The sequence below is a fragment of the Paenarthrobacter sp. 10N417 genome (assembly GCF_056394745.1).
This window is the reverse complement of record NZ_JBFTIL010000020.1, coordinates 81,476-93,431: the sequence shown is the minus strand read 5'-3', so window position 1 is coordinate 93,431 and position 11,956 is coordinate 81,476. Positions and strand designations below refer to the sequence as shown.

Here is an 11,956-nt window from a genome sequence, read left to right as displayed (position 1 = left end):
GTACTCCTAAGACGATCAAAAACTTCGAAGAACGCCTTCTTCTTGTCATGGCCGGACCGATTCGGACCTGACGAAGTACCGCTTAAACGAGACACGGTCGTTGCAACTCCCAAAAATTCTGGGTGTTGCAACGACCGCTAGAACCCAAGGTTCCGGAGTCGGGCCCTTGCTTGTCTCTACCGGTCTTGTTGCGAGAGCGGTGGACGGGACCCAGGGACCTAGTCGGCGTAAGGGTCAGCGATACCTACGTACTGGGTGTAGAGGTACTCTTCGATGCCTTCGGAGCCGCCTTCGCGGCCCAGGCCGGACTGCTTGACGCCACCGAACGGTGCAGCGGCGTTGGAGATGACGCCGGCGTTGAGGCCGAGCATGCCGGTCTCGAGCTTTTCGCTGACGCGGAGGCCACGGTTGAGGTCCTTCGTGAAGACGTAGGCAACCAGGCCGTATTCGGTGTTGTTGGCCAGGCGGATGGCGTCGTCTTCGGTGGAGAACGTGACGATCGGGGCCACAGGTCCGAAGATTTCTTCCTGGAGGATACGGGAGTCGGCGGCGACGTTCTTCAGCACAGTGGGCTGGTAGAAGTAGCCGGGACCGTCGACGGCGGCGCCACCGGTCACTGCTGTGGCACCTCCTGCTACAGCTTCGGTGACGAGGGCGTGAACACCATCGCGGGCCTTGCCGTCGATCAGCGGACCAACCTTGGACTCCGGGTCAGTACCGCGCGCCGTGGTGAGGGAGCCGATCTTCGCGGCGAACTTCTCAGCGAAGGAGTCGGCGATGGACTCGTGCACGATGAAGCGGTTTGCTGCGGTGCAGGCCTCGCCCATATTGCGCATCTTGGCGGCGATGGCGCCTTCAACGGCCTTGTCCAGGTCGGCGTCCTCGAAGACGACGAACGGTGCGTTGCCGCCCAGTTCCATGGACGTGCGCAGGACCTTGTCAGCGGCTTCGCGAATCAGGGCCTGGCCTACCGGCGTGGAGCCCGTGAAGGAGATCTTGCGGAGGCGGTCATCCTTGATCAACGGGCCCGTGACAGCACCGGCAGTTGAGGTCTGGATGACGTTCAGGACACCTGCGGGAAGTCCGGCTTCCTGCATGACCTGGGCGAAGAGCAGGCTGGTCAGCGGGGTAAGGTTTGCGGGCTTGAGCACCATGGTGCAGCCAGCGGCGACGGCGGGGGCTACCTTGCGGGTTGCCATTGCCAGCGGGAAGTTCCACGGAGTGATGAGCAGGCAGGGCCCAACCGGCTTCTTCTGCACGAGCAGGCGGTTCTTGCCGTCCGGTGCAGCAGAATAGCGGCCCGAAACACGGACGGCTTCTTCGGAGAACCAGCGCAGGAACTCGGCACCGTACGTGACCTCGCCGCGGGCTTCTGCCAGCGGCTTGCCCATTTCGAGGGTCATGAGCAGGGCGAAGTCCTCGGCGCGCTCGGTGACCAGTTCGAAGGCACGGCGCAGGATCTCGCCACGTTCACGGGGCGCAGTACGTGCCCAGTCAGCCTGGGCGGCAGCGGCGGCGTCGAGGGCGGCCGCACCGTCTTCAGCACCGGCGTCGGAGATGCTGAGCAGGACCTTGCCCGTAGCCGGGTCCTCAACATCAAAGGTCTTTGCGGATCCCGCCGGGCGCCAGTGACCGTTGATCAGCAGGCCGGTGGGGACGGAAGCCAGCAGTTCGCTTTCGCGTTCAACCGTGACAGTCATGGCGACTCCTTCGTCTTGGGTGCATTGGAGGGTTGCACCACTAGGGTTCCTTGCCAGAATTGGCTTGAATTACTGCCACGGTACTGCCATGCGAGAAGCAGTGTCTACGCCTTCACGCACTGCCATACGCTCGCCAAATTGTGCATCTGCACAGGGAGGATCAGCGGGCTGCAAGCACCGCGGAATACAGCTCCCGCTTACTGACACGGGCATCATCCGCCACGGCGGCAACGGCTTCCTTCAGCCGGATTCCCTGGGAGATCAGCTCGTTCACGGCAGCCACATGGTCTTCCGGTTTGCCGGGGGCCTGCTCGGGAGCTCCACCTACAACCACGGCAATTTCACCGCGAACCTCGTTATTTTCCGCCCACTCCAGGAGCTCGCGCAGCGTTCCGCGGATCACTTCCTCATAGGTTTTGGTCAGTTCACGGCAAACAGCAACGCGCCGTTCTGCCCCGAAGCGCTCGTGCAGTGCCCGAAGCATCACTTCGAGCCGGTGCGGTGCCTCGAAGAAGACCATGGTGCGGCGCTCGTCAGCCAAGTCTGCCAGACGGGAATTCCGCTCCCCCGACTTCCGTGGCAGGAAGCCCTCGAAGCAAAAGCGGTCTGTGGGCAGCCCGGATAATGCAAGGGCTGTCAGCACGGCGGAAGGTCCCGGAACAGCAGTGACAGTCAGGCCAGCCGCTACAGCGCCTTCCACCAAGCGGAAGCCTGGGTCCGAGACGGCCGGCATTCCGGCGTCGCTGACCATCAGGATGGTTTTGCCGGCCCGCACGTAGTCCAGCAGCTCACCGGTCTTGGCTACCTCATTGTGTTCGTGATAGCTGATGACGCGCCCGGACACCTCCACGCCCAAGGCCTGGACCAGCCGATGCAGGCGGCGGGTGTCCTCCGCGGCAACGATGTCCGAGGTCGCCAGGAGCTCAATCAAGCGGGACGATGCATCGCCCACGTTGCCTATGGGAGTGGCAGCAAGCACAATCCTGCCACTCGCTGTGGATGGGCTCGAGGCGGCACCGGCGTCCGGTTCATCAACCGCCGGTTCATCAACCGCCGGTTCATCGTCAAAGGGGGCTTCGTCCGGGATGCTGCGCTGTTCTTCCACCTGCCAAGCCTAATGCCGCGCGCACCTCAACGCCGCAGTAAGGATGGAAAGGTAGCATGGGCGGGTGAGCCAGTCCCCCGTTCCCACCACCGATTCCGGAACCCCCGCAGCCTCGGCGTTACGTTCCGGAGCCACGGACGTGGCGGCAACCAATGGCGCGGAAGAGACCACCAGGACAACAATGACCAAGACGAGCATGTCCTGGCGCCCTCCTTCCGGACAGCACGCTGCTAGCGACCGCAACAGGAACACCAGACCGGCTCTGGGACGCCGGCTGGCAGGCCACCCCTGGATCGCCAGCCCCACCACGGCCTATACAGAAGACGCCCTGACGTCGCGGTTGATCGGGGTGATCCAAACCTGGCGGGACTACCCGCCGTCGTTGCGTTTATGGTTCTGGTTGATTCCCACCATCACGGCTGTTATCGGCGGAATCCTGCGTTTCTTCCGTCTTGAGGTCCCACATAGCCTGGTGTTCGACGAAACGTATTACGTCAAGGACGCGTATTCGTACCTCGTCAGCGGATACGAACGCAGCTGGCCGGCCAATGCCAACGATTCCTTCAACGCCGGCCATCCTGACATCCTGCTCAACACCCCGGAGTACGTAGTTCATCCTCCGGTCGGGAAATGGATGATCGCCTTTGGTATGTGGTTGTTTGGGGCTGACAATCCGTTCGGCTGGCGTTTCGGTGCCGCCTTGACCGGGACGCTCACGGTCTTCCTGCTCTCGCTCATCGCGCTGAAGCTCTTCCGTTCCCACACCCTTGGCGCGGTGGCCGGCTTGCTGCTCGCCGTTGACGGCCACCATCTGGTGTTGTCGCGAACCTCCCTGCTGGACATCTTCCTCGCGTTCTGGATCCTTGCCGCCTTTGGCGCGCTGTTGTTGGACCGCGACGACGGCCGGCGTCGACTTGCGTCCAGGCTCGCCGCCCGGGCGGCTGCTTCGCCCGATGGCAGGCCTTCCGCCGCGCAGCTGTTGGCCGGCCCCTGGCTGGGCATGCGATGGTGGCGCCTTGTTGCTGGCATTTGCCTCGGCCTGGCCGTAGGCACCAAATGGTCTGCGCTGTTTTTCGTCGCGGCTTTCGGCTTGTTGACTGTCTTCTGGGACATGAGCGCCCGCCGCATCGCCGGGATCCGCAGCTGGCCCAGTGCAGCGCTCATGAAGGATGGCCTGCCGGCTTTCCTGACCATTGTCCCGATTGCGGCAGTCACCTACGTGGCCACGTGGACCGGCTGGTTTCTCTCCAAGGATGCCTACTACCGCCAGTGGGCGGCCACCAATCCCGCGCCCGGGTGGGATTGGCTGCCCAATTCCGTGCGTTCTCTTGCGCACTACCACCTTGAGGCCTACAAGTTCCATCAGGGCCTCAGTGCCGACCACCCCTACGAGTCCAGCCCCTGGACCTGGCTGGTCATGGGCAGGCCCACCTCGTTCTATTACCAATCGCCGAAGCAGGGAACTGCCGGCTGCATTGCGGAGACCTGTTCCTCGGCCATCCTGCCCGTAGGCAACCCCATTGTGTGGTGGGGTGGCACCATAGCCCTGGTGATCCTGCTCTTCTGGTGGGCCGGCAGGCGGGATTGGCGGGCCGGGGCCATCCTGGCTGGAGTCGCGGCCGGATACCTGCCGTGGTTCATGTACCCGGAACGCACGATGTTCATTTTCTACGCAGTTTCCTTTGAACCCTTCCTGGTGCTGGCCCTGACGTACGTTCTGGGGCTGGTGTTGGGTCGCAGCAGCGATCCTCCCTGGCGGCGGAGATCCGGACTTTACGTCGTGGGCTTGATTGTGGTGTTGGCCGTACTGGCCACAGCTTTTTTCTATCCTGTGCTGACCGCCGAAGTCATCAGCTACCAGGAATGGCGGATGAGAATGTGGATGCCATCGTGGATCTAGGAGGAAGATCGTGAGGGAGGCAAGCACGGAGCTTCTGGTCGAGGCCGACGAGAATACCAACGTGACCGACCTCCTTCTGGAACGATGCGCCAAGGACCCGTTCGGCAACCTGTACGCCCATAAGACAGCCAATGGCTGGCTGAACGTTCCCGCTGCGCGCTTCCTCGCGGACGTGCAGGCCCTGGCCAAGGGCCTCATCGCAGGAGGCGTCAACCCCGGCGATCCTGTAGCTGTGCTGTCCCGTTCAAGTTTCGAATGGACCTTGGTGGACTTCGCCATCTGGATGGCTGGCGGAGTTACCGTGCCCATTTATGAAACGTCTTCGGCAAGCCAGATCGAGTGGATCCTTGCCGATTCCGGCGCCCGGCGCATCTTTGTGGAGGACACCTCCAAGGCAGACCTTCTTCGCGCCCTGGTTGAGAAGTCGACAGCCTTGGGTGAGGACCCCGTGTCGATCATCCGTATGGAGCATGACGGCGAGGCCCCCAACCTGACCAGCCTCGCCGCCGTCGGAATTGGCATTATGGATGCCGAACTTGAGCGCCAGCGCAGCGCCGCCAACCTGTCCGATGTCGCCTCGATCGTCTACACCTCCGGCACAACCGGCAAACCCAAGGGCTGCGAAATCACCCATGGCAACTTCGTGTTGGTTGCCCGGAACGTGATCCCGTTCCTTCCCGAACTGCTGATGCAGCACGGCGCGCGAACGTTGATGTTCCTACCGCTGGCACATGTCCTGGCGAGGGCAGTCCAGGTGGTCTGCCTCACCGCAGGCGTCACCTTGGGGCACAGCCCAGGTGCCAACGGTCTCATGGCGGACCTGGGAGCTTTCAAACCCACCTTCCTGCTCGCAGTTCCCCGGATCTTCGAAAAGGTCTACGCCGGGGCCGGACACAAAGCCGCCATGTCAGGCAAGTCCGGACTGTTCGCCGCTGCGTCCGCCACCGCCGTCGAATATTCGACGGCGGTGGACCTCGCCGCCCGCGGGCAGGGGCCCGGTCCAGGCTGGTTCCTTGGTCTCAAGCACTCGGCATTCAACAAGCTCCTCTACCCCAAGGTGCGGGAGGTCTTCGGCGGGGCCGTCGGCTACACCGTGTCCGGAGCCAGCCCCCTCAGCCTCCGGGAGAACCACTTCTTCCACGGCGCGGGAATCCCGGTCCTTGAGGGCTATGGCCTGACCGAAACCACTGCGCCCTGCACCGTCAACACGCCAAGCATGTGCCGAATAGGGACTGTTGGCATACCGTTGCCCGGAACCACCATCCGCGTGGCAAAGGATGGGGAGGTGTTGGTCAAGGGAATCGGCGTCTTCAAGGGCTATCACCGGAATGAGGCCGCCACCGCTGAGGCCTTCGTGGACGGCTTCTTCCGCACAGGAGACCTGGGCGAGCTCGACGCCGACGGGTTCCTGACTATCACCGGCAGGAAGAAAGACCTGTTGGTCACCGCTGGCGGCAAGAACGTCGCTCCCGCTCCCCTTGAGGAGAAACTACGGGAGCACCGGCTCGTGGGACAGGCCGTGGTGGTGGGCGACGGCAAGCCGTTCGTCGCAGCCCTGGTGGCACTGGATCCCGAAGGACTCGCAGACTGGTGCGCCGAGAACAAGCGTAACGCCATGTCCCCCAGTGAAGCCGCGAAGGACGAGCGCGTCCGTGCAGCAGTTCAGTCCGCCGTGGACGAAGCGAACACCCTGGTTTCGTCCGCTGAATCGATCCGTAAGTTTGGCTTTATCACTGCAGATCTCAGCGTCGAGTCGGGGCACTTGACGCCCTCGCTGAAGCTGAAGCGAGCCGTTGTGGTCAAGGACTTCTCGTCGTTGGTGGAAAAGCTTTACGAAAAGTAGCGGCTACGTCGTTATGCGATCGATTCGTTGGTGTCCTTGCGGGGACCTTCCGCCTCGCCGTCGTCGTCGATCTCTGTTGAGGATGCTTCTTCTTCGGCCGCTGACTTTGAGTCCAAACCCCGGCGACGCCGCGTGGGCCAGGTGAGGATGAAGGTGACCGTCGCCGCCAGGAACACGAGCGCGCCAATGACGATACCGGCATCTACCCAGAACTGTCCCGGGAAGAGACGGATGAGCGTGTCTTCCAGGGAGAAGGTCCAGGTGCCATTGGCGAAGAAGATCCGGTGGAACTCAGTGAAGAACTGCTGCCAGCTCAGGGCTGCCAACACTGCAAGGCCAATGATGATGACCAAAGTGACGATGGAGCCGGCGAAGAGCCCACGCCGAACACCGCCTTCACTGCGCTTACGCAAGTAGGCAATGGCGATGATGCTCAGAAGAATGAGCAACAGGCCGGCACCAAAGGATGTCAGAATGACCATCTTCACGTCYGCCATGTGCGCGACTTCGCTGTCTTTGAAAAGCTTGGCGCCGTCCTGGTTGACCAAGCCACCCAAATACCGTGGCCCCGACCAGTTGCTCAAGTAGTCCACAGCGTAGGAGCCATAAGTCATGCGATCGTCCGTGCTGAACCCGTACCCGTCTCCCGGGAAACCCGGCCGGTTGTATTCAACCCAGAGGAACAGGGGGCTGGTCACTGCCCGGACAGCCAGCACCAGGAGGATCACAGGGAAGAAGACCGCGAGCAGTACCTGGAAAATCCTGGGGCCCATTGGCTTGACCTTCGCTGCCTGCTCGCGTTCTGCATTGCGCCTGGCAACCTCGTCCTCCGGCGGACGAACCTGAAGGGCCGACGTCGGCAACGGTTCGGAATAGTGCGAGGGTTGGCGACTTGCGGGCGCATCTGCCACGGTTTCCGCGAAAAGCGGAGGCTCCGGCTCGCCATCCGCAGCCTCGGCAGCCTTCCGGTCAGCGCGGCTCTCCGGCTGAACCGGGACCGGGCCTGAGGGAGCAGCGGAAGAACCACCAGATGTCTTGGGCTTCATCCAGTCAAAGGCCGGCTCGTCGGGGTCCTCGTGGACGTCCGTCTCCGGATCTTGTGGTTTTTGGCTCTTGTCACTCACAGCGGTTTCACTTCCGTAGGCATCCCACCGGCTCAACCATGCTGCCGGCACTCTTGTCTGCATTCGAGCCTACAGTCCGGGTTTGGGCGGAGACGAGGAGCCACCCCGCGTAGAGCAAGATCGAAACGCAACTGTAAGGTGCGGGCATGTTCGCCTAGACCGCAATCCCCCGGTAGCCGGCGTCATGGCTGTCAAGGTCGCCAGTGGCGCCCGAACGGAATGAACGTCCACCCAAAACCAGGGTGTACGTCCAATAAGCTGCCAGGACCAGTGCCCCGATCGCGATCTTCATCCAAACAGGCAAGGGGCTTGGTGTCACGAATGCTTCCACCACGCCCGAAATGAGAAGTACCAAGACCAGCCCGAGGGCAACCGTGATGAGGGAACGCCCTTCGTCGGCGACGGCCTGCATCCGCGTCCTGGGTCCGGGCCGGACCATTGACCAAAAAATTTTCAGCCCGGCTGCGCAGGCGATGAAAACTGCGGTAAGTTCCATGAGTCCGTGGGGAAGGATGTAACTGAAGAAGACATCCAATTTTCCCGCAGAGGCAAACACGCCGGCAGCCGCGCCAACGCCTTGGGCGTTGAGGAAGAGAATCATGGGCACCCAAAATCCCGTAATTCCGAACGCAACGGCTTGAGCGGAAATCCAGGCGTTATTGGTCCACACCGCGCCGGCAAAGGACGCGGCCGGGTTCTCCGAGTAGTAGTCGATGAAATCGTCTTCAATGTACTGACGCACCCTGTCATCGCTGCCAAATGCGGCTCGCAGCGCCTCAGGCGACGTCCCGATCCAAAGTGCGTACGCGCCACTCACCAGCATGAAGAAGACCCCACACCACACCGTCAGCCATCGGAGTCTGTAGAACGCCGCGGGCAGGGCGATGACAAAGAAGCGGGCGAGGTCTTCCATGAAGTTCGAACGTGCCCCGGTGAACCTGGTTCGAGCTTGGGCAAGTGCGGCAGACAGTGATGAGGACAAGGCCGTCTCGGGAGCCACCGAGCGGATGAGTGACAGATGTGCGGAGACAGTCTGGTACAGGCGCAGCAATTCGTCGGCTTCAGACCCAGTGAGCCGCCGCTTATGGGCCAGAAAAGTGAGCCGCGACCATTTGTTCCCATGCACGGCCGAAAAGGCATCGATGTCCACGGCACCACCCTATCCCTGTCTGCCCAGTCCCTGTCTGCCCTATCCCTGTCTGTCGGGATGGGCGCGGCTAGACTCGTTGATGCGGGTACTTGATGCGCCCGCCGCGATTGCTACGCACCGGGGGCGGACTTGAGTTCAATCATCACAGGCGAGGCAGTGGTCCTGGAGTTGCGCCCGGCGTCCTTCGCCGCCCGCGCCCTGGGGCTCATTCTGGACGTCATTGCCAACGTCCTGATGTTGATCCTCCTCATCGTCCTGGTCCTCTCCGCCGCCCGGGATCTCGATGAAGCCGCGGTCCGGGCCATGATCCTGGCCTGTGTGGTCTTCTCCTTCGTCATCGTTCCCGTCACTGTGGAGACGCTCACCCGCGGCCGCTCACTGGGGAAACTGGCCGCGGGCCTGCGTGTGGTCCGGGACGACGGCGGATCCATCAGGTTCCGGCACGCGGTCATCCGTGGGTTGCTGGGGTTCCTCGAGATTTACATGACCTTCGGTGGCCTCGCTATCGCCGTGGCACTTTTCAACGACAAATCCAAGCGCCTCGGCGACGTCGTGGCCGGCACTTACTCGCTGCGGCAGCGCGTCCCCACCGAGCCGAGGATCTTTCCCGGTGCTCCGCCCTACCTCCAACCGTGGGTAGCCATGGCGGACATTGGCCGTATCCCCGACGCCACAGCCCGCCGGGCCGGAACCTTCGTTCAGCAGGCATATCTCATGGCACCATCCTCACGCGTCAGGATGGCCGCAGCACTGGCCTTCGAGCTCGCCAACTACGTCGCGCCGCCACCGCCAGCGGGAACGATCCCCGAAGACTACATAGGGGCGGTCCTCGGCGAGCGACGCAACCGCGAACTTGTCCGCCTCCGCACAGCGGAACAGCGCAACGCCGCCATCGGCGAAAGGCTGCGCAAGCTGCCGTTTACCCGGGACTGAGACAACGCCGGGGCTTCCGGCCGGAGGCCGCCGGCTGTACTGTCCAGGCACGTTCGCTCGTTCCTCGCTTGGACGCACGCTGCCGGACCCCGACCCCCAGCCTTTCGCCGCTCTTCTTAGTGCCAGTGCGCCGGCGTCGTGAGCCTTTCGGGTAGGCGCGTTTCGGGGTTTCCCTGGGCGGCGTTGATTTGCGGTTGCGTCAGGTAGAGGGACCTGGAGAGGTTGGCGCCGTGGAGACGGGCATCGCGCAGATCGGCGCCGAGGAGGTCCACGGCGGTTAAGTCACTGCTCTCCAGGTTTGCCCCTATCAGGTAGGCACCGCGGAGGTCCGAACCGCACAGTTGTCGCTTTGCCAAGTTGGCGCCCATGAGGTCGGCACCCGGGTGGAGTCCGCCGTCGGGCATTTCACGGCCCTCAGCCCCATATGAAGCGCGCACCTCCTCGCTGACCTCCATCAGCAGGGCACGCACTTCAGCATGTAAATGTCCGACGTCGGCAGCCAGGATTGCCGACGCCTCTCCTTGGGATGTGGTTTCAATATCTGTGGACAGCCGGCGGGCGGTGGCCGCCAGCTCCGGATCGAAAGCGCGTTGCTCAGCTTCGGACAAGTACCACAACATTTCGTGCAGCTGCTTGACCACCTTGAAGACAACGAACATCGAGGACTTGGACGCTGGGTCCTGGACCCAACTCGTGCCCCCGAATGTGTGTTGGGAAACCACTTGGCCTGCGCCGAAGCAGTCAAAGACGGTACATCCGCTGAATCCGCGGGGCCGCAACCGTTGATGGATGGTGCAGGAAAAGTCGCTGGCCATGTTCGGGCAGGCCGAAGCAGCGGGTTTATCGATCGCGAAATCAGCCGAGCGGGCAAAGCCAAGGGCGGTGCAGCAGAGGGCGAAGCAATTGCTGCAGTCCGGGCGAAGGGTTGGCGAAATTGTCACAGCAATTGTGTCCCCGGCTGGAAATGGCGGCTACCGCTGGGCGTAGCTGGCCCAAGGGACGTTCCAGTCGCCGAAGCCCTCCAAGGGTTCCACAGCCGGCGCACCGGTATTCAGGATCTGCACGACGTCGCCGGTTGTCATGTTGTTGAAGAACCACGCGGCGTCGTCTGGCAGCAACCCAACGCAACCGTGGGAGACGTTCACGCGTCCAATGGCGCCCCAAGCGGACTCCAGGGCCTGATGGACATAGACGCCGGACCAGGTGAGGCGGTTGGCATAATCCACGACCATAGGAGCGTAGTAGCCTTTGTCCCCGGGTTTGAGGCCGATGCTTCCAGCGTTGAAGTTGGATTTGCGTTCCTGCTCCAGGATCACGGCGTAGCCGGTGGGCGAAAGCCAGTCTTCTCCGCCAAGCGATACGGGCGCGGTGTGCATCAATTGGCCGTCGAAATACACGTTCATCGTCTTGGTGTTGTCATCCACTACAGCCACGCGCTGCGGCCCAGTAGTGAAAGTGGAAACAACATCGCCATTTCCAATCATGTTGTTGCCGAAATCGACGCCCAGGAGCTTCATATCCACTGTGACCGTGGTTCCCGACGCCCAGAATGCCTCCGGGCGAATGCGGACCTTCTTGTCCGAGTACCAATGCCACGCGACTGGCTGGCCCGATGAAACAGTGATGGCAACGCGCTTTTCCATCGCGGCCTTGTCAACCACAGGTTCACTGAAGTTGATTTCGATCGGCTGGCCCGAGCCGGCAACTGTGCCGTTGCGCGGATAAATGGAAGCGTCGGCTTCGTAGGCAGCAGAAACCGTGGTGAAGGTCTGCGTCTTCTTGGTTTCCTTACCTGCAGTGTCCACAATGGTGAAGGAATAGCTGTACTGGGTCTTGAACTTCAGGACCTCAAGCGTTGTCCACGTGCTGCCGTCCGCGCTGGTCTTCCCCTGCACAGGTGTACCGCCGTCAACTGGCGCCAAAACTACGTCCTTGACCTTACCGTTGACGGCCTTGATCTGGGGGCCAACCACTGGATTCCATTCCACAGCGCCGTCCAGCGGTGTGATGCCCAACTCCACGGGTTTAGCCTCTGGCGTCGGAGTCGATTGGGTTGTTCCCACGCCGTTCGGGGTGGCACCGGCCAGCAATCCAGGAACGGTGGCAACGCCAATACCGCCCAGGACGAGGGCCGCGCAGACCCCTGCAATGGCAAGGATCTTGCCCGTTTTCCGTTTGGCGACTTCCGTCATGGTTCCTGT

General features: G+C 62.3%; 9 protein-coding genes. 3 read left to right on the top strand and 6 right to left on the bottom strand.

What is annotated here, in order from left to right; translation table 11 throughout:
- Positions 1–218: 218 nt before the first annotated feature.
- Complete coding sequence (locus AC1DCM_RS20995; protein ID WP_477519570.1) at positions 219–1,700, bottom strand: NAD-dependent succinate-semialdehyde dehydrogenase; 1,482 nt, start codon at positions 1,698–1,700, stop codon at positions 219–221.
- Positions 1,701–1,860: 160 nt separating this feature from the next.
- A complete protein-coding gene (gene rsmI, locus AC1DCM_RS20990; RefSeq protein WP_477519575.1) occupies positions 1,861–2,682 on the bottom strand; it encodes a 16S rRNA (cytidine(1402)-2'-O)-methyltransferase in 822 nt (273 codons plus the stop codon).
- 319 nt (positions 2,683–3,001) lie between these two features.
- On the opposite strand from rsmI, the gene AC1DCM_RS20985 reads away from it, so the two are divergent.
- Entirely contained in the window at positions 3,002–4,705 is a 1,704-nt protein-coding gene (locus AC1DCM_RS20985) for a dolichyl-phosphate-mannose--protein mannosyltransferase (protein WP_477519574.1), read from the top strand.
- A 10-nt stretch (positions 4,706–4,715) separates the two neighbouring features.
- Entirely contained in the window at positions 4,716–6,548 is a 1,833-nt protein-coding gene (locus tag AC1DCM_RS20980) for an AMP-dependent synthetase/ligase (protein WP_477519569.1), read from the top strand.
- A gap of 11 nt (positions 6,549–6,559) precedes the next feature.
- Here the strand turns inward: AC1DCM_RS20980 and AC1DCM_RS20975 are convergent, their stop codons facing one another.
- Both AC1DCM_RS20975 and AC1DCM_RS20970 read right to left on the bottom strand, forming a co-directional pair.
- On the bottom strand, positions 6,560–7,672 hold the full coding sequence (locus AC1DCM_RS20975) for a TIGR01906 family membrane protein (protein WP_477519568.1): 1,113 nt from the start codon (positions 7,670–7,672) through the stop codon (positions 6,560–6,562).
- 154 nt (positions 7,673–7,826) lie between these two features.
- Positions 7,827–8,822, bottom strand: coding sequence for a stage II sporulation protein M (locus AC1DCM_RS20970; RefSeq protein WP_477519567.1), 996 nt, complete (start codon positions 8,820–8,822; stop codon positions 7,827–7,829).
- Between the two features lie 129 nt (positions 8,823–8,951).
- Between AC1DCM_RS20970 and AC1DCM_RS20965 the strand changes: the two genes are divergently transcribed.
- Positions 8,952–9,755, top strand: coding sequence for an RDD family protein (locus tag AC1DCM_RS20965; RefSeq protein WP_477519566.1), 804 nt, complete (start codon positions 8,952–8,954; stop codon positions 9,753–9,755).
- A 116-nt stretch (positions 9,756–9,871) separates the two neighbouring features.
- On the opposite strand, the gene AC1DCM_RS20960 is transcribed toward AC1DCM_RS20965, so the two are convergent.
- Together AC1DCM_RS20960 and AC1DCM_RS20955 are read right to left on the bottom strand one after the other, a co-directional pair.
- A complete protein-coding gene (locus tag AC1DCM_RS20960) occupies positions 9,872–10,696 on the bottom strand; it encodes a pentapeptide repeat-containing protein (RefSeq protein ID WP_477519565.1) in 825 nt (274 codons plus the stop codon).
- 30 nt (positions 10,697–10,726) lie between these two features.
- The gene (locus AC1DCM_RS20955; RefSeq protein WP_477519564.1) at positions 10,727–11,947 is read right to left on the bottom strand and encodes a L,D-transpeptidase; all 1,221 of its coding nucleotides are present in this window, start codon (positions 11,945–11,947) and stop codon (positions 10,727–10,729) included.
- Positions 11,948–11,956: the final 9 nt, after the last annotated feature.